The sequence below is a fragment of the Verrucomicrobiia bacterium genome (assembly GCA_036405135.1).
Classification (GTDB): domain Bacteria; phylum Verrucomicrobiota; class Verrucomicrobiia; order Limisphaerales; family JAEYXS01; genus JAEYXS01.
Genome location: DASWYF010000032.1, coordinates 22,541 through 41,202 on the forward strand (window position 1 = coordinate 22,541; position 18,662 = coordinate 41,202).

General features: G+C 57.0%; 18 protein-coding genes and 3 tRNA genes. 6 read left to right on the plus strand and 15 right to left on the minus strand.

Features of this window, described 5'->3' with window-relative positions:
• Positions 1-10: 10 nt before the first annotated feature.
• From rpoB to VGH19_15295, 13 genes are all read right to left on the minus strand, one after another.
• Positions 11-3,910 (minus strand): DNA-directed RNA polymerase subunit beta, encoded by a 3,900-nt coding sequence (rpoB, locus tag VGH19_15235; GenBank protein HEY1172722.1) that lies wholly within the window; start codon positions 3,908-3,910, stop codon positions 11-13.
• Positions 3,911-4,117: 207 nt separating this feature from the next.
• Positions 4,118-4,507, minus strand: a complete 390-nt coding sequence (gene rplL, locus VGH19_15240) for a 50S ribosomal protein L7/L12 (GenBank protein HEY1172723.1) — start codon at positions 4,505-4,507, stop codon at positions 4,118-4,120.
• A 144-nt stretch (positions 4,508-4,651) separates the two neighbouring features.
• Positions 4,652-5,164, minus strand: coding sequence for a 50S ribosomal protein L10 (rplJ, locus tag VGH19_15245; GenBank protein ID HEY1172724.1), 513 nt, complete (start codon positions 5,162-5,164; stop codon positions 4,652-4,654).
• A 27-nt stretch (positions 5,165-5,191) separates the two neighbouring features.
• A complete protein-coding gene (rplA, locus tag VGH19_15250; protein ID HEY1172725.1) occupies positions 5,192-5,890 on the minus strand; it encodes a 50S ribosomal protein L1 in 699 nt (232 codons plus the stop codon).
• A 55-nt stretch (positions 5,891-5,945) separates the two neighbouring features.
• Positions 5,946-6,371, minus strand: coding sequence for a 50S ribosomal protein L11 (gene rplK / locus VGH19_15255; protein ID HEY1172726.1), 426 nt, complete (start codon positions 6,369-6,371; stop codon positions 5,946-5,948).
• A 33-nt stretch (positions 6,372-6,404) separates the two neighbouring features.
• On the minus strand, positions 6,405-6,953 hold the full coding sequence (gene nusG, locus VGH19_15260) for a transcription termination/antitermination protein NusG (protein ID HEY1172727.1): 549 nt from the start codon (positions 6,951-6,953) through the stop codon (positions 6,405-6,407).
• Between the two features lie 22 nt (positions 6,954-6,975).
• Positions 6,976-7,239, minus strand: coding sequence for a preprotein translocase subunit SecE (secE, locus tag VGH19_15265; GenBank protein ID HEY1172728.1), 264 nt, complete (start codon positions 7,237-7,239; stop codon positions 6,976-6,978).
• Positions 7,240-7,260: 21 nt separating this feature from the next.
• Positions 7,261-7,350: transfer RNA gene (locus VGH19_15270), tRNA-Ser, on the minus strand.
• A gap of 12 nt (positions 7,351-7,362) precedes the next feature.
• Positions 7,363-7,438 (minus strand) — tRNA-Trp (locus VGH19_15275).
• Positions 7,439-7,553: 115 nt separating this feature from the next.
• A complete protein-coding gene (gene tuf / locus VGH19_15280; GenBank protein ID HEY1172729.1) occupies positions 7,554-8,750 on the minus strand; it encodes an elongation factor Tu in 1,197 nt (398 codons plus the stop codon).
• Between the two features lie 59 nt (positions 8,751-8,809).
• Positions 8,810-8,885, minus strand: a tRNA-Thr gene (locus VGH19_15285).
• A 247-nt stretch (positions 8,886-9,132) separates the two neighbouring features.
• The gene (gene rnhC, locus VGH19_15290) at positions 9,133-10,119 is read right to left on the minus strand and encodes a ribonuclease HIII (GenBank protein ID HEY1172730.1); all 987 of its coding nucleotides are present in this window, start codon (positions 10,117-10,119) and stop codon (positions 9,133-9,135) included.
• On the minus strand, positions 10,116-10,340 hold the full coding sequence (locus VGH19_15295) for a hypothetical protein (protein ID HEY1172731.1): 225 nt from the start codon (positions 10,338-10,340) through the stop codon (positions 10,116-10,118). The genes rnhC and VGH19_15295 overlap by 4 nt, the downstream gene beginning before the upstream one ends.
• 490 nt (positions 10,341-10,830) lie before the next feature.
• Here VGH19_15295 and VGH19_15300 point away from each other — a divergent pair, with 490 nt between their 5' ends.
• Genes VGH19_15300 through VGH19_15310 form a run of 3 tightly spaced genes read left to right on the plus strand, consistent with a single transcriptional unit; the run spans position 10,831 to position 11,944 of the window.
• Positions 10,831-11,283 (plus strand): hypothetical protein, encoded by a 453-nt coding sequence (locus VGH19_15300; protein ID HEY1172732.1) that lies wholly within the window; start codon positions 10,831-10,833, stop codon positions 11,281-11,283.
• On the plus strand, positions 11,280-11,588 hold the full coding sequence (locus tag VGH19_15305; protein HEY1172733.1) for a hypothetical protein: 309 nt from the start codon (positions 11,280-11,282) through the stop codon (positions 11,586-11,588). Before VGH19_15300 ends, VGH19_15305 begins: the two co-directional genes overlap by 4 nt.
• Positions 11,579-11,944 (plus strand): hypothetical protein, encoded by a 366-nt coding sequence (locus VGH19_15310; GenBank protein HEY1172734.1) that lies wholly within the window; start codon positions 11,579-11,581, stop codon positions 11,942-11,944. The genes VGH19_15305 and VGH19_15310 overlap by 10 nt, the downstream gene beginning before the upstream one ends.
• Before the next feature lie 243 nt (positions 11,945-12,187).
• Here the strand turns inward: VGH19_15310 and VGH19_15315 are convergent, their stop codons facing one another.
• The gene (locus VGH19_15315) at positions 12,188-13,291 is read right to left on the minus strand and encodes a prenyltransferase/squalene oxidase repeat-containing protein (GenBank protein ID HEY1172735.1); all 1,104 of its coding nucleotides are present in this window, start codon (positions 13,289-13,291) and stop codon (positions 12,188-12,190) included.
• A 302-nt stretch (positions 13,292-13,593) separates the two neighbouring features.
• Complete coding sequence (locus tag VGH19_15320) at positions 13,594-15,387, minus strand: chloride channel protein (protein HEY1172736.1); 1,794 nt, start codon at positions 15,385-15,387, stop codon at positions 13,594-13,596.
• Between the two features lie 293 nt (positions 15,388-15,680).
• Here VGH19_15320 and VGH19_15325 point away from each other — a divergent pair, with 293 nt between their 5' ends.
• The 3 genes from VGH19_15325 (at position 15,681) to VGH19_15335 (ending at position 18,631) form a co-directional block, all read left to right on the plus strand.
• Positions 15,681-16,100 carry a MarR family transcriptional regulator gene (locus tag VGH19_15325; GenBank protein HEY1172737.1) on the plus strand — a complete coding sequence of 140 codons (420 nt, stop codon included), beginning with the start codon at positions 15,681-15,683 and terminating at the stop codon, positions 16,098-16,100.
• Positions 16,101-16,325: 225 nt separating this feature from the next.
• Positions 16,326-17,237 (plus strand): HPP family protein, encoded by a 912-nt coding sequence (locus tag VGH19_15330; GenBank protein HEY1172738.1) that lies wholly within the window; start codon positions 16,326-16,328, stop codon positions 17,235-17,237.
• Between the two features lie 137 nt (positions 17,238-17,374).
• Positions 17,375-18,631, plus strand: a complete 1,257-nt coding sequence (locus VGH19_15335) for an A/G-specific adenine glycosylase (GenBank protein HEY1172739.1) — start codon at positions 17,375-17,377, stop codon at positions 18,629-18,631.
• Positions 18,632-18,662 lie beyond the last annotated feature (31 nt).

Here is an 18,662-nt window from a genome sequence, read left to right on the forward strand (position 1 = left end):
TTCAGTCAGGTTACAGGGTTGCCAGGTTAGCCGTCTGTTCCGGCTGGTCAGCGGGGTTCGTGTAGCCCACTTTGACGTCCAGACCCAAGGATTGCATTTCCTTGACCAAGACGTTGAACGATTCCGGCACGCCGGCTTCCAGCGCATTGTCACCCTTGACGATGCTCTCGTAGATACGTGTGCGGCCCTGCACGTCGTCCGACTTCACAGTCAGCAACTCTTGCAGCGTGTAGGCGGCGCCATAGGCTTCCATCGCCCACACTTCCATTTCGCCGAAGCGCTGGCCACCGTACTGCGCCTTGCCACCCAGCGGCTGCTGTGTGACGAGCGAGTAAGGTCCAACGGCGCGGGCATGGATCTTGTCCGCCACCAAGTGACCCAGCTTCATCATGTAGATGTAGCCCACGACCACTTCCTGGTCATACGCCTCACCCGTGCGTCCGTCATACAACGTCGCCTTGCCGTTTTCACCGACAAGCTGGGCATGGTCGCCAGACTTCTTCTTCAGGTCGATCGCGTCTTCCAGATAACCGCGGATCTCCTTCTCCTTGATGCCGTCGAACACCGGCGTGGCGTACTTCAGCCCGAGCAGCTTCGCCGCCCAGCCCAAGTGCGTTTCCAACACCTGTCCGACGTTCATGCGTGAAGGCACGCCCAGCGGGTTCAGCACGATGTCCACCGGAGTACCGTCCGCGAGGAACGGAATGTCTTCTTCCGGCACGATCTTCGCCACGACACCCTTGTTACCGTGACGACCGGCCATCTTGTCACCCACCGACAGCTTGCGCTTGGAGGCGATATAGACCTTCACGGACTTGATGATGCCAGGATCGACGTCGTCACCGGCTTCCACACGTTCCATCTCTTCGTCGTACTGCATCTGCAGATCGTCGAATTTCTTCTTAAACGTGCCGATGATCTCGTTGATCTTGTTACGGATCGGGGACGGATCGATCTCAATGCGATCATAGACCTGTGCGAGCTTGCGCAGCAGCGTCTTGGTGATCTTGCGGTTCGCCGGGATGATGATCTCACCGGTCTCGCTGTTCACCACGTCGAGCGGGATCTTCTCACCGAGCAGGATGTTCGAGAGGGCTTCCGTGAGCTGCTCGCGCAGTTCATCCGTCTTGGCCTTGTAATCGTCTTCCACCTGCTTCTGGTGCTTCTTGGCTTCGTTGCCCGTCAGGCGGCTCGCCGAGGAGGAAGAAGCGACTTTGTCCGCTTCCTTCTTCGAGGAGACCTTGACGTCCATCACGATGCCATAAGTGCCAGAGGGCACGCGCAGCGACGTGTCTTTCACGTCTGCGGCCTTCTCACCGAAGATGGCGCGGAGCAAGCGCTCTTCCGGCGCCAGTTCCGTCTCGCTCTTCGGCGTGATCTTGCCGACCAAAATGTCACCGGGCTTCACTTCCGCACCGATGCGGATGACGCCGTCCGGCCCGAGGTTCTTCAACGCTTCATCGCCGAGGTTCGGGATATCGCGCGTGATCTCTTCAGGTCCCAGCTTCGTATCGCGGGCGCCCACTTCGAACTCGTCGATGTGGATGGACGTGAAGATGTCTTCTTTCACGATGCGCTCGCTGATGAGGATGGCGTCCTCGAAGTTGTAACCGTTCCAAGGCATGAACGCCACAAGCACGTTCCGGCCGAGGGCCAGCTCGCCGCCCTGTGTGCAAGGACCGTCCGCCAGGACCTGGCCCTTTTTCACATTGTCACCCTTGCCCACCAGAATCTTCTGGTTGATGCAGGTGGCCGCGTTCGAGCGCATGAACTTGCGCACGTTGTAAACGTAAACACCGTTCGCCGGGTCCGTCTTGATCTTCTTCTTGCCCTCGGGGACCTTCCCGTCCTTCGAGATGATGATCTGATTGCCCACCACGGAGGCCACCTTGCCCGCTTCTTCAGCGATCAAGACAGCGCATGAGTCACGGGCCACGCGATCTTCCAAGCCGGTCGCCACAAACGGCGCCTCGGTAATCAACAACGGCACAGCCTGGCGTTGCATGTTGGAACCCATCAATGCGCGGTTCGCGTCATCGTGCTCCAAGAACGGGATCAGACCGGCAGCCACGGAAACGAGCTGCTTCGGCGACACGTCCATGTAATCCACCTTCGGCGGTTCCACGTCGATAAAGTCCCCGCGGCAGCGGCAGGTCACGCGAGCGGTCTGGAAATGACCCTTCTCGTCGATGACGGCATTCGCCTGCGCCACGATGTAATTCTCTTCACGATCACCCGTGAGGTAGTCGATCTGGCTGGTCACCCGGCCATTCTCCACCTTGCGGTACGGCGTCTCGATGAAGCCGAAGTCGTTCACCCGGGCAAAGGTCGCCAAAGAGGCGATCAGACCGATGTTCGGACCTTCAGGCGTTTCAATCGGGCAGATACGACCGTAGTGAGACGGATGCACGTCACGAACTTCGAAGCCAGCACGGTCACGGGAGAGACCCCCGGGCCCAAGTGCCGACAAGCGGCGTTTGTGCGTCAATTCCGCCAACGGATTGATCTGATCCATGAACTGGCTCAGCTGGCTGCGGCCGAAGAAGTCGCGGATGACCGCAGACAGTGCCTTCGGATTGATCAGCTTCGCCGGGGTCATGGACTCGAGCTCTTGATCAAACAGCGTCATACGCTCCTTGACCAGACGCTCGGTACGGGCCAGGCCCACGCGGCACTGGTTGGCGAGCAACTCACCAACAGTACGCACACGGCGGCTGCCCAAGTGATCGATATCATCCAAGGAACCCTCACCCTTCTTGAGCTTCAAGAGGTAGCGAGTGGCTTCCACGAGATCCTGTTTCGTCAGGATGCGGACGTCATCGTTGCCCTTGAGACCCAGCTTCTGCTGGATCTTGTAGCGACCGACGCGGCCGAGATCATAACGCTTCGGATCAAAGAACAGGCGCTTGAGCAACGCTTTCGCGTTGGCTGCAGTCGGCGGATCCCCAGGACGCAGACGGCGGTAAATATCTTTCAGCGCTTCGTCTTCGTTCTTCGTCGGGTCTTTCTTAAGGCACTTGATGATGATGCCGTCGTCCACGGACGTATCCACAACGCGCACCTTGTTGATGCCCAGCTCGGCGATCTGCTTGATCGTCGCCTTGGAGAGCGGCTCGAACGCGCGGGCCACCACGATGCCCTTGTCCTCGTCCACCGCGTCTTCCACCAAGACCTTGTTCTGGATCTCTTCCAGCGCTTCAGCTTCCTTGATGCTCAAGGTCTCGACCTTGTAGAACAGCTCCAGGATTTCCGCGTCGGAACCCGTCTTCTTCTCGTCCTTGTTGCCATCGATATTCGCGAGGGCGCGGAAGAACGTCGTCGTCAGGAACTTGCGGCGGCGCTTCTTACGATCGAGGTAGACATAGAGCATGTCGCTCGTGTCGAACTGCGCCTCATACCAGGAACCGCGGTCCGGGATGATGCGGAAGCTATACAGCATCTTGCCGTTCGCGTGCTGGCTGGCTTCGAAGGCCAGACCGGGCGAGCGGTGCAGCTGGCTGACGATCACGCGCTCGGCACCATTGATCACGAACGTGCCTTGCGGGGTCATCAGGGGCAGTTCGCCCATGAACACCTTCTCTTCTTTCGTGCCGCGCTCTTCCTGCAGGAGGAAGGTCACGTGCAACGGCGCGCCGAAGGTCACGCCTTCGCGCAAGCACTCGAGCCAGTCGAGCTTGGGCTCGCCGATCTCGTAACTATGAAAATCTAAAACTGTTTTGCCATCATAACTCTCAATCGGGAACACTTCCTTGAAGACGGCTTGCAATCCGAGGTTCTTGCGCTTGGACGGCGCACTCTCAGCCTGCAAAAACTCCCGGTACGAATTGCACTGCACCTCGATCAGATTCGGGGGTGCAATGACCTCTTTGATCTTGCCGAAATTGATACGTTCAGTCGCTTTCGATGGCATTTTTCGTTTTTGTTTGGCCGGTTTTACACTGTCCGGCCGTTGTTTATTCTTGAGACAACGGAAGGCAAGCCCTGGCATCCACTGCCAGGCTCGCCTGTCTCACCCAAATTCTACTGTCTACAGCCCCACCGGGTCATTTCACCGCGACCCGCCCTTGCGGACAAAAGGGGCGACAGGAACTGGGTCCTGTCGCCCGTGAACAAAAGGTTACTTGACCTCGACCTTCGCGCCGGCTTCTTCGAGCTTCTTCTTGGCGGCTTCGGCTTCTTCCTTCTTGCCACCTTCGATAATCGGCTTCGGAGCGCCTTCGACGAGAGCCTTGGCTTCCGCCAGACCCAAGCCAGCCTTCACTTCGCGAACGACCTTGATCACAGCGATCTTCTTGTCAGCCGGAACGGACACGAGGATCACGTCGAACTCAGTCTTCGCTTCGGCGGCGGGTGCAGCAGCACCACCGGCAGGAGCGCCAGCAGCGGCCACAGCCACAGGCGCGGCGGCGGTAACGCCCCACGCGGTCTCAAGTTGCTTCACCAAGTCTGCGGCCTCGATGACCGTCAGCTTGCCCAATTCTTCAACCAACTTTGCGATGTCTGCCATATACTGTTGTCTTTCAGTCTCGTCGCCACCGGCAGCCGCCGATGTTTTCTGTCCCAGGCCTGGGACCCGACGATTTACTATGTTGTAGGTTCATTGCTCACCCGGCTGACAACACCAGCAGCCGGGTGAAATTGTTTTTCAGGCTTATTCGCCTTTGTCTGCCTTCGCCTTGATGACACGAGCGAGCTGTGAGCCCGGCGTGTTGATAAGGGCGGCCAGCTTCTGCGCCGGGGCTTGCAGCACTCCGAGCAGCTTGCCACGCAACACATCGAGCGACGGCAGGTCGGCCAAAGCCACCACATCCTTCGCCTCGAGGCGCTGGTTGTTCAGATAACCGAACTTCAATTTCGGCTTGTCAAACTCGGCTTGGAAGCTCTTCACGACCTTCGCCGCTGCGGAGACGTCCTTCTGGCCCGTCACCACGGCGATCTGGCCGGCGAGGGAGCCATTCAATTCCGCCACACCCGCTTCCTTCGCGGCGATGCGGAAGATGGAGTTCTTGACGACGTGCACCTCGGCACCCGCGTTTTGCAAACGCTTGCGCAGCTCGGTGAACTGCAGAACGGTCATCTTCGTATAATCAACGACGATGAAGAACGGCGAAGCGTTCAAACGGAGGATGTATTCCTCACTGATAAATTTCTTTTCGGCACGCATGATATTCTCTTTGCCTCAGTTTGATGGTTAAGCGGCCACAGTGTTCAGATCACGCGTATCAATCGTGATGCCCGGGCTCATCGTGGCGGAGAGCGTCACGGAACGGACGAACACGCCCTTTACGCTGGACGGACGGGACTTCACCACGGCGTCGATGACGGCGCGCGCGTTTTCCTCGATCTGCTCGGCCTTGAACGAAGCCTTGCCTACGACCACATGCACATTCCCCGTCTTGTCGACCTTGTATTCGACGCGACCGGCCTTCACTTCGCGCACGGCCTTGGCCGTATCGTCCGTCACCGTACCCGTCTTCGGGTTCGGCATTAGACCGCGAGGTCCGAGGACCTTGCCCAGCTTACGGACTTCCACCATCGCTTCAGGCGTAGCCACCGCGACGTCGAAACCCGTCCAGCCGTCAGTGCATTGCTTGATCATATCCTCGAAACCGACGAACTCGGCACCAGCCGCTTTCGCTGCATCAGCGGAAGGTCCCGGCTTGGCGAAAACGAGCACCTTCACTACTTTACCGCTGCCGTGAGGCAGAGGAACTGTGCCACGAACCATCTGGTCAGACTGGCGCGGATCCACACCGAGGCGGAACGCGAGGTCCACAGTTTCATCGAACTTGGCTTTCGGGAACTTCACCAGAAGTTCCGCAGCCGCCTTGAGGGAGGTCGCCTTCTTGGGCACCGCCTCAAGCGCTTTCTTATAACGTTTGCTGGGCATTTTCTTTAGTGCGGTGCATGCGAAACCGGATTTACGGTTTCTCCCGCGTTAGTTGTTAGTCTTTGATCTCGATTCCCATGCTGCGGGCCGTACCGGCCACCACACGGAAAGCAGCTTCTTCATTGCGCGCATTCATGTCAGACAACTTCAGCTTGACGATGTCGAGCACCTGCTTGCGCGTCACTTTGCCGACCTTTTCCTTGTTCGGCGTCTTGGAACCGGAGGCGATGCCTGCGGCCTTCTTCAAAAGCACCGAAGCCGGGGGCGACTTGGTGATGAAAGTAAATGATTTGTCTTGGAACACCGTGATCACCACAGGGATGATCAAACCCGCTTGGTCTTTCGTGCGGGCATTGAACTCTTTGCAGAAGCCCATGATGTTCACACCATGCTGACCGAGGGCCGGCCCCACGGGAGGAGCCGGATTCGCCTGACCGGCAGGGATCTGCAACTTGATCTGACCAGTAACTTTCTTCGCCATAAAATCTGTTCGTTATTCTTGACTCTAAATCTCTCAGGCCTTCTCCACCTGCCAGTATTCCAATTCCACTGGCGTGTTCCGGCCGAAAATATTCACCGTCACCTTCAACTTGCCACGCTCCGGCTCGATCTCTTCGATCACGCCGCTGAAATTCAGGAACGGACCGTCGTTGATCTTCACCGTCTCGCCCACATCGAACTGCACCTTCGGACGTTCCGAATCTTCCGCGTCCGCGATCTGCGACTTGATCGACTCGATCTCATCCGCCGGCGTCGGAGACGGACGTTCGCCGCCCACGAAACCGATGATGCCCTGCGTGTCCCGGATGAAATACCACGGCTTCTCGATCGGGCGGCCGCTGTCATCCAGCAAAATCATATGCACGAACACATAACCGGGATACAACTTCCGGTTCGTGACCGTCTTCTTTCCATTGCGCACTTCCGCCACCTTCTCCATCGGCACGAGCACCTCATGGATATACTCGCCCATCTCTTCGGGCTTGATGCGCTTCTCGATGCTGTCCTTGACCTTCTGCTCCTGCCCGGACAGCGTATGAATCACAAACCACTGGCTTTTCATCGGCAAAATTCAGTTTTTATTGTTACAGGCTCATTAGCCACTTGACCAGCCACAGCACGACTGCATCCGCCATGACTGTGAAACCGCCCAACAGCACGATGGATACCAGCACCACCAGCGTGGAACCTTTCAGTTCCTCGACGGTCGGCCACGAGCACTTGCGCAACTCCTCCTGCGTCTCACCCACATACGCACCAAAACGCAGCAAGTACCCTTTGCTCCAGAGAACGCCGATGACGGCGATCAACAGGACCAACCCGATTATTGTTGGCAAATACTCTTTCACAATCACTTCACCTAACAGCTTTGGCGGAGAGGGAGGGATTCGAACCCCCGTTGGCGGTTAAGCCAAAGCGGTTTTCAAGACCGCCGCAATAGACCACTCTGCCACCTCTCCAGCTTAAGCTTTTGGCAGGGCGGGAGGGACTCGAACCCCCAACCGACGGTTTTGGAGACCGCTACTCTACCAATTGAGCTACCGCCCTAAAAACTTTGCCTGGAGTAGTTCTTCGCTCTCAGTTTTCCTGACGTTTTTGGAGACGAAACGAGAGTCAGGAGAGATGTTCCACTCCCCCGACCCCCGCATCCAAGTTTATTTGATTAAGCCACCGCGATCACTTCGCTCACGCGACCGGCGCCGATGGTGCGACCACCCTCGCGGATCGCGAAGCGTTGGCCCTTTTCCATAGCGACCGGAGCGAGCAACTCGATGTCCACGGAGACGTTATCACCAGGCATCACCATCTCCACGCCAGCGGCGAGGTGAACAGTGCCCGTGACGTCAGACGTGCGGAAGTAGAATTGCGGACGATAGTTGGTGAAGAACGGCGTATGACGGCCACCCTCTTCCTTCGTCAGCACGTACACTTCAGCCTTGAACTTCGTGTGCGGCTTGATGGAACCCGGCTTCGCGAGCACCATACCACGTTCGACCTCTTCCTTCTTCGTGCCACGCAGCAGAACGCCGACGTTGTCACCAGCAGAAGCCTTGTCGAGCAGCTTGCGGAACATTTCGATGTCCGTAGCCGTCGTCTTGCGAGTATCCTTCAAACCGACGATCTCAACTTCAGACATACGATCAAGGACACCACGCTCAACACGACCGGTCACCACAGTACCACGGCCTTCAATGTTGAACACGTCTTCGATGCACATCAAGAACGGCTTGTCGATTTCGCGTTCCGGCAACGGAATCGCGGTGTCGATCGCGTTCAGCAAGTTCTGGATGGCCGCTTCACCTTCCGGCTTGGCCGCCATGGCCGCCGTAGCGGAACCACGGATGATCGGGGTCGTGTCGCCCGGGAATTGATACTTGCTCAGGAGATCACGGATCTCCATCTCGACGAGGTCGAGGAGTTCCGTGTCGTCCACGAGGTCGACCTTGTTCAAGAACACCACGATAGCGGGCACACCAACCTGACGGGCGAGCAGGATGTGCTCACGGGTCTGAGGCATCGGGCCGTCAGCGGCGGAAACCACCAAGATTGCGCCATCCATCTGCGCAGCACCGGTGATCATGTTCTTGACGTAGTCAGCATGGCCCGGGCAGTCAACGTGCGCGTAGTGGCGCTTGTCGCTCTCGTATTCCACGTGAGAAGCAGCGATCGTCACCGTCTTGCTGTCATCACGCACCGTACCACCCTTGGTGATATCGGCGTAGCTGATCGGAGGAGCCATACCCTTACGGCTCTGCACAGCCACGAGGGCGGCGGTCAAAGTGGATTTGCCATGGTCAACGTGACCGATTGTGCCGACGTTAACGTGCGGTTTCGTTCTCTGGAATGATTCCTTAGCCATCGCGCTTATTTATTTAGTTGTTCTTACTTAAGTTTACAGACCAGTTATCAGTCAAAAACTGGAGCCCATGACCGGGTTTGAACCGGTGACCTCGTCCTTACCAAGGACGTGCTCTGCCAACTGAGCTACATGGGCAGCTATTCTGTCAATAGTCGCCCAAAGAGACGAAAAAAACGCCATCAACCTTAGCTTTCGCTCCGGTTTAGGTTAGATGACTGTTTCTTTATTTCTACTTTTTACGACCCAATATTCCGTGCAGAGTAAAAGACCGGCAAGCAAAGTCAAAATCTTTTTTCCACGAATTATTAACACCTCAGAATATCACACTCTTCCTCATCTGCATCTTTCCAGTTTCTTCATTCCAAGAGGCCGAACTTCGGCTTTATTCTTCATTCTGCGGCTTGTTACCCGGCTTCCGCCATTCCGTCTTCGGCGGCTCCGGCAGACCCAAAACCGTATAAGACGTCCGGAAATGCATCTTCGCCACCTGCCCCAGCTTCTCATCCCCGAACTTCTTCACATACTCCTTCCCCGCCTCGACCACCGCCGCCGAGGCACCTTTCGGAAACTTTAACCCGTAAAGCCGCTCCATCCCCGACAACCGCTTCACAAATTCATCCCGCGATAAGATCGACGCCGCCGCCACCGCGATATCCGCCTCCGCCTTATGCCGTTGCACCAGCTCGATCCCCTTGCCCAACTCCATCATCGCCTTCGCCACCGTGCTCTTCGTGGAAGCAAACTGATCACTGATCGCCCGCACCGGCGGCGGTACCAGCAAGTCCTTCTGCGCCAACAAGTTCTCCACCACCCGCGCATGCCCCCAAGCCAGCAAACTGTTCACACTCCCCATCTTCCGATGCAACCGGTTGTAAGCCTCATTCCCGATTGGCACCACGCTATAAATGCACCCCTTCGTGTTCTTGATCAAATCCGCCAACTCCGCCATCTTCTTATCACTCGAAACCGTCTTGGAATCCCGAATCCCAGAATCCGCCCACGCCTTAATTACTTTTTCGTTAACGTAAACCCCAGCCACACAGAGAGGCCCGAAGAAATCGCCCTTACCGCTTTCATCAATACCAATCCGCGCCGCATAAAACTCCGGGTCCAGATCCGCCTCATACCCGATTTTCGCCTCCCCAAGAATGTCTGGCTCCAAGATGAACTTCACCAAGTCATCCGTCCCCTTCCCCTGCACCACCAGCTTCCCGCTCTCGTAATACACCACGTTCACCGCATCATTCGCCGCCGCGAACCGCGCATACGGCACCGTTCGCTCCAAGTAACCGCGCTCATCTAGGATGCCGCGCAACTTGTCCGCCTGCTCCGTAGTGAGCTTGCAAGTATAGTTGGTCAATGCTTTCACGCGTGACCGAAGGTAAACAAATCCCCTCCCCTCTGTCGATACTGCCGCACCATTCCCCTTTCCTCCTTCTCCATCACGGGAGAAGGATTGAGGATGAGGGTGCCCCCGTTGAGCTCCGCCAGCCCAAACCTCGGCACATGCACACAAGTGCCGAGGAAATCTACCAAATCCCCCAACCCACCCTTGCCAGTCCCGTCAGGGACTTCTCGAGAATAGCCCACCGTTTCAACGGTGGGGCCTGCCCACCTCGAAACCCAGTCCCGCCCGGGACGAAAGTACCGCCGCCCCGCCCCTGCACTGATTCCCTCCCGTTCATTTCCGTTCGCGTATTTTCACCCGGCTCTTAGTCGGAGTCGAGCACGTCGCGGTTAATCCCCTTCTCCCTTTTGAAAACCTCTCAAACTAACCAATGCATCATCCCGTTTTCGATTTAGAGCTTCGTCATTGAAACGGGTGTGATTTTAAATAGGTGATGTCCGGGATGTTCGCCGTAGCACGGTGCCTCGTGCTGCCGGATTCCAGCCGGCAGTCCGCGACGTCCGCCGTAACCCACCAACTTTCCCTCACCCGTTTGAAATCACACCCCAAAATCTCCCCTCTCTTCCTTGCCACTTGCTTTCCTGTCATGAACGGGAATAACTTCGTCCCACAGGGATTAAACATATGCAGTCGAACCAAAACGCCTAATAACTGACCCTCGTCATCGTCGGTATGATACGACCAGTCGCGCTCAGTTTTCTGCTGCTTGCCTCCTTGCTGACCAGCTGCGTCCACGACCGGAAAGATGCCCGGCATCGACGCCTGGAGCCTGCCGCTCCCTTGCGCGTCATCATTACCCAAGATCAATGCGCTGTCCTGCGGTTATCCACCGGATATATCGCCTTATTTATCGTAAAAGATTCCCCTACCACCTATTATGGCGGATACTATTCCAAGACAGGCACCTTTGGCTGGCCCCGTCCTGCGGCTGATGGCATTGTCGAGGCTTCCGGCACCATTTCGATTCAAGGCGTCAAACTCCGTTTGCAAAGTGTCAGCGAGTTTGCCGTTGAAGTGGCCCTGACGGATTCAAATGCTGCCGTGACCGGCCTGGCGGTTGGTCCGTGGACCGGGGTGGGTGACGTCCGCGTTGATCAGCTCACTTACCTCACAGATCGGCGATGAAACCCTATTTCTGGCTATTGCTAAACCAACATCGATTCATGATGAGCATAAAGACTTCAACGGCAAAAACGTTCTCTCTGATCAGTTTGGGGCTCGGCCTTACGTTGATTTTGCTGGCTGGCTGCCAGACTCCAAAATCAGCCTCACAGAATGCGATCCTTGAGCAGGAGAATGAAGCCCACAGAATCGATACCGCTCGTTTATATGCACTCATGGGCATCAAAGCTCGCAGTTACAGTTTCGAGCTTAAACCGGATGAGGTGTTGGCGGTGCGTTTTCACGGCCAAAAAATGGCGTGGACGTAAAAGATGATACATTTACCCACGAGATTACTTACCCAGTGTTTGTGCAGATGAATAAAAACTATCCGACCTTCGAGCCTTTGTCCGGGAAGCGGTATTTAGATATCGAAATACTGGAACCCGGAACGTCTTGGAACCCCGACCAAAGAAAAATCTCCGTCCGGATGCCGGGTCTCATGAGATTCTTTTACTTTCCAGAGCCTTCGCAAGGCGCGACCACAGGCCTCACGCCCAAACTGTGGATAAAGCGTGACGAGAAGAATCACCGCCTGCTGGAAATCAAATACAGTTATAAAAATGGCGAGGCGCGCAAACTGACCATCGATGCCGAGATCAAGCAAAGCAAGCAACCTGAATGAGAAAACTCATGCGTAAGCAACGTCGCTTTGCCGCCATTTCTCTCTCAGCCATCGGCAATTTGCTATTTCCCTCCTGTTCCAAACCCCCTTCCATTCATTCTCTGTCTTCCGCCGTTAGAGCGGTTTAAAAAATGATGTAATGGAGTGGAGCTAGGATTTTCAGTTAAGGCGAGGCTTTGGTGAAGGAGCAGGTTGAGGTTTCCCTTAACCATTACTCATTCCTTCGTCATGAACCCCGCACCCTCAAGGTCGTGGTCGAACTTCGTCATTGGTCATTTTCTTCAACCTCCCCTTCCCCTCACTGCTCAAAAAATCCCTCTTCGCTCTCCGCCTCTCTACCGGCATTGCTTTCAAGAGCGCATACGTCGCCCAGCACGTTGCCGAATACGAAATGAACTGATCCTGCCCATAGGGAAATCCGCTCTCAAACATCGGCTGCTGGCTCCGCGTCCGCTTCTTCACATACCACGAGCCATCGCTCTTCTGCTCCCGCAATAAATACTCCACCCCGCGTTTGTATTCCGCTGATGCCACCGTGATGGCACCCGTATCCACCAATGCTGCCAGAGCAGTCCCCGTCGCATACGCATCGCTATCGAGAAACCCCATCTGCCCCCACCCACCATCCTTGCGTTGCTCACTCAACAACTTCTTCACCTCTACTTCCATCGCCTCTCGCTGCTCCAGCAAATGCAACGCCCTCAGCCGATACACCCGATCCTCCGTATCCTCCGCCGGAGTCTTCAACAGCCACTCCTCCGCTTTCACCAAGCTCTCGCGAATATCTTCCGCCTTTCCGTAATTCTTAAGCGCCCGCAATGCCAGAAACGTCACCGTGAAAGAACTTCCCACCGTCGGTGAACGCGCCGGTGAAGTCTCCCAATTGCCCGACCGTTGTTGCTGGCTCAGAAAAAACTCCACTGCTCCATCTGTGACCGCATCCCGCTCCCAGCCCGCCACCTGCAACATCCACAACGCATGCCCCGGCCCATCCGCCGTGTTGCTCACCGAGAATCCCTTTTTGAACCGCGGCTGCTCCGTCACCAATTCGTGATAAGCCCGCTCCAGCTGATCCTCCAAACTGTTTCTTTGCAGGCGAAACCCATGTACCCACGCCTCATTCAAAGCCATCGCCGCATGCGCCCCATGATGACACGTGAAACAATCCTTCGCCTTCAAAGTTTGCGCCGCACTCCGCTCGATCAATGGCAGAGCCCGTCCGATTGCCCTCCGCAATTCCACCTGCGAAATCGTTTCCGCTCCCTCCACCTCACCTAAACCTGCCCACCCCATCCAACCGACCAATACGGCCAGCAAGACGAAGCGGCTTAAACAGGCAGATGACATACTTCTATTTATCTCGCAACACGACACAACGCAACCGCGATTTACTCGTAGCGCACGCTTCCAGCGTGCGGGTTACAGCAGCATCCTGCTGCGTCTCCGAACGCAGCAGCCGAAGTAAGAAGGCTCTAACCTTCCCCTTTGGACGTTTCTTCCTCCTTCTCCCTCACGGGAGAAGGATTGAGGATGAGGGTGCCCCCGTTCGATGTTCATTCCCCCCGTCCTCGTTCTCGTCGTCGTCCTCGCCCCCTTCGCCACCTTCGCACCCTTCTGTTAAAACTCCGTGCCCTCCGTGTCTCCGTGGTTCAACCACCCGAAACCACAAATCCCCGCTCCCGCTCCTTCTCCTCCCGATGCATCCGCCGCCGCGCCGCCAATAAATCCGCCCGCCCCAGATATCCCACTACCTTTCTCGGATTCGCCCGCGAAACCACCGGCAACCGCCCCACATGATGCTCCAGCATGCGTGCCAACGCGTCATTCAGCACCTCATCCGGAAACGCCACCACCGTCTCGCGACGAATCAGCGCACTCACCAACCGATTCCCGCCTTCCCCCCTCTCCAATGCCCGCAGCAAGTCACCCCGCGTCACTATGCCCACCAGCAATCCCTCACCTTCCAACAATAGAATCGCCTGTCTCCGGCATACCGCCGCCTCACCGCGCTCCAGCCGATCCTGCAACTCCTCGATTGTCGTATGTGCTGGCACCTGCGCGAAGTCCTTCCCCATCACATCCTGCACCCGCAACAACGAGAACTGATCCACCTGATACTCCTGCGTGATGTGCTGCCCTCGACGAGCCAGTTTCTCTGTGAGAATGGAACGCTTCAAAAACATCACCGTCACAAAATACGCCGTCAGGCAACCCGCCATTAGCGCCGGCAACGCATTGAAATCATGCGTCAGCTCCAGCAGGAAGATCACACTCGTCAGCGGTGCCCGCATCGCCCCCGTCATCATTGCCGCCATGCCCACCATGGCCCACAAACCAGGATCATGCACCGGCAGCAAACCCGCCGTGATCATCCCCAACCCGCCCCCGATCATTAGTAACGGCGCCAACACACCACCCGACGTCCCCGAGCCCAACGCCACCGACCACACCAACGCCTTTAGCATGATCAAACTCACCACTGCCCCCATCACCATCTCACCACGCAACAAAGCATGAATGCTCTCGTAGCCGACACTCATCACGCGCGGATCAAAGTAACCCGCCACACCTACCACCACTGCACCGATCGCCGGCCACCACATCCAATGCACCTTCAATTTCCCAAACAGATCTTCAAACCGATACACGAGCGATGTCGCCAGAATCGCCCCCACGCCTACTACCGCCCCGATGAGCGCCGCCCAGCCCGTCCAGCTCGCCCCCAAGTCACTATGCTTCACCACCTCAAACACCGCGCCCTCGCCCAGCAAACCCTTCCGACACACGAACGCTACCAGAGCCGAAATCGTCACCGGGATCAAACTGCGCGGCCGCCACTCGAACAACAGCAACTCTACCGCCAGCAGAACTGCGGCTACCGGTGTCGCGAACACCGCGGACATCCCGCCAGCCGCACCCGCCACCAACAACGTCTTCCGCTCCACCGCCGTCAGATGAAAGAATTGCGCGAAAAGCGAACCGAACGCCCCACCCGTCATGATGATCGGCCCCTCGGCACCAAACGGTCCGCCCGTGCCGATGGAAATAGCCGAGGACAACGGCTTTAAAATCGCCACCTTCGGCTTGATCAAACTGCGCCCCAAAAGAATCGCCTCCAATGCCTCCGGAATCCCATGCCCCCGGATCTTCTCCGAGCCATACCGCGCCATCACCCCGATGATCAACGCCCCGATCACCGGCACCGCAATGACCCAAACACCCAAATGATGCTGCTCCAGCGCCGCCGGCTCCGTGGACCACCGTTGAAAAAACGCCAGATTCGTGAACAAAGCGATCAACCACAACAACACCTTCGCCAGCAAAGCACTCAACACCCCGATCGGCACCGCCAACGCGGCCAACAGCCACAACCGGTTATCCACCACAAAATCACCCAACGGTTCAGGCCCCTCATCCGCATCCGCAGCAATACGTAACGACATAGGTCACCATAAATATATCGTATTGCGATATATTTCAATAACAGCCTCAAAAATACCAAACCAGCCGGATAACCGAAAAATCACATACAGCCATTGGCCCAACGGGCCAAAAGACTCCAGCCCAGGGCAATGATCGTATCCAAACGATCATTGCCCTGGGTTACACACGCCAAAAATACAGTGCCCTGTAGGGGCACAAGAACCTCTCATCCGATGCCACCTGCACCCCAGAGGGCACACTATTTCTCTCCTCCCTCTGGATTTACTCCCTCCCTTTTGCCAAACTCCCCCCCATGGCCAGCACCTTGCGCACAGTCTCCACGGAAGATTACCAGCTCCTCGCCTCCTTCCGTTACGCCCTCCGCCGTTTCCTGCGCTTTAGCGAAGAAGCCGCGCTCTCCGCTGGCATCACACCTCAACAACATCAGGCTCTGCTCGCCATCAAAGGCTTTCCTGGACCTGGAATCATCACCATTGGAGAACTCGCCGAACGATTGCAGATCCAGCACCACAGCGTCGTCGGCCTTACCAACCGTCTTGCGTCCCTGAAACTCGCCCGTAAAGTCCGCAGCCAGGAAGACCGCCGCCTAGTCTGCCTCCAACTTACGCCCAAAGGAGAAGAAATCCTCGCCACCCTCTCCTCCGCCCACCGCGAACAACTCCGCCGCATGGGCCCCGAAATGAAAACCGTCATCTCCAAACTCGCCGAGTAGCTACTCGCAACGTCCTCGGCCTCGTCGTCGTCCTCGCACCCCAATCCAAAGCAGCCGACGTGAGGAGGCTCTTGCTCATAAGGAATGACTCATGCCCAATTGAGACATTGATTCATTGCTCATTCCTTGGTCATTCGGATTTCGTCATTAGCCATCCGAAAAGTATCCCATCACGATATATTTGCATTCCTCCCCCGCCCTGCTAGCTTCCCGCTCCTTTTTGATATGCTAGGTAAAACAGACAGGAAAACCAGCTTCGAACTCGGCCCCGGCGGTCACGCGGAGAAACTCATCTCCGGCATCGCCGCGTTCATCGGCATCCTCTGCGTGCTCGGCCTCTCCTCTTTATTTCTGAGCGATGCCGGACTGCCCCTCGTCGTCGCCTCCATGGGCGCATCCGCTGTACTGCTCTTCGCCGTCCCTCATGGTCCGCTTTCACAGCCTTGGCCACTCATCGGCAGCCACGCCATCTCCGCTTTCATCGGCGTCACCGTCACCCGCTTTTGCCACTATCCGCTTGTCGCCAGTGGACTCGCCGTAGGTCTGGCCATCATCGTCATGTATTATCTCGGCTGCATCCATCCCCCCGGTGGCGCGACCGCCCTCACCGCTGTTTTGGGCGGCAGCCAGATTCATGATCTCGGCTACCTCTTCGTCCTCCTCCCGGTATTGTTGAACACCAGCATCCTGCTCCTCACCGCCATCGCCCTGAACTGGTTTTTCCCCTGGCGGCGTTACCCCACTTTCCTGCAACCTCATCCCGTCACGAAACCCATCGATCCCGCCATCTCCCCGGAACATCTCTCCTACGCCCTGAAACAGATGGGCTCCTTCATCGACGTCACCGAGGAAGACCTTGCCGAGATCTACGAGCTCGCCCGCCAACACGCCCAAGGCTCCCACCTGCAACCCGAGCAGATCAAACTTGGTGGCTGCTACTCTAACGGCGCCACGGGCGCAGCCCTCTGCATCCGCCACGTCGTTGATGAATCACCCGATGGCCAAATCGTCATCTTCCGCACCGTAGCCGGTGAAAACCGCCGCCGCGCCGAAAGCTGCACCAAAGCCGCCTTCGCCCTCTGGGCCAAAGAAATCGTCCCCCCTCGCGAAAAAACCATCATCACTGAGAAACTCTGACACTCATAATCTTCCTCCACCCCTTCCCATATCTGTGTGATCCTGTTTCATCCGTGGCTAACTATTCCCCCGTTCGCTGTCCGCTGTTTCCGTTTTAATTATTGGCCCTTCCCGCTCCACTCACTACTTTGCAGCCGATGTCGTCACCGGCTTTCCCAGTCGCCAATCTGCTCGCATGGTTCCGCGCATACGCCCGCGACCTTCCCTGGCGCCGCACCACCGATCCCTACGCCATCTGGGTCTCCGAGATCATGCTCCAGCAGACGCAGGTGAAGACCGTCATTCCTTATTGGGAACGCTGGATGCGCGAACTCCCCACCATCCAATCACTCGCTGAAGCCCCCGAACAAAAGCTGCTGAAACTCTGGGAAGGCCTCGGCTACTACACCCGCGTCCGTAACCTCCAAAAAGGCGCACTCCAAATCATCGAGCGCCACGACGGCAAATTCCCTACGACACATGAAGACATTCTCGCCCTCTCCGGCATCGGCCGCTACACCGCCGGAGCCATCGGCAGCATCGCTTTCAACCAACCCGTTCCTTTGCTGGACGGCAACGTCATCCGCGTCCTCACCCGCTTCTATGGCATCAGTGAAAACGCGAAAGAAAAGGAAACCACGAACCGTCTGTGGGCAATAGCCGAGGAACTAGTCACCGAAGCTTTCAAACTCCCCGCAGCTCCCATCTCCCTCTCCTCCAATAGGGAGGCCGAACTTCGGCAGGAGAGGGCCGGGGAGAGGAGGCCTAATAAATCGGATGCCAAGCGCACCTCGAAAGAACATAGCGCGTCCAACCTCCTTCTCCCCTCGGAGGGGAGAAGGATTGAGGATGAGGGGTGCCAGTCTTCGGGAAAACCATCCTCCGGCACCAACTGTTCGCACCTCAACCAATCCCTGATGGAACTCGGTGCCACCATCTGCACCCCCATCGCGCCCGCCTGTCTCCTTTGCCCTCTGCAAAAAGCCTGTATCGCGAATCGCGACTCACGCCAGAGCGAACTCCCCAATCTCGGCGAACGCGCCGCCGCTACCCAGCGCCGCTTCTTCGCCTACGTCATCCAGCAAGGACCTAAAGTCCTCGTCCGCCAACGCCCCACTGGCGTCGTGAACGCTGGCCTCTGGGAATTCCCAAATATTGAAGTGGAACTGAAAACCAAAGACCCGCTAAACGCCGCGCAACAAGCCTGGAGCCAAGCCTTCACGACAACCGAACCCCTCTGCACCATCAAACACTCCATCACCCGCTACCGCATCACCCTCGAAGCTTTTCGTGCAGAAATAAAACCGCGCGCCGAACTCCCCGCCGAACTCGGTGAATGGTATCCTCTCGATAAACTCCACGACCTCCCCTTCACCAGCGCCCACGGCAAGATCCGCAAGAAGCTGCTGGGGTAAGTAAAACTGCAACTCGTCTTAGACGTCGCGA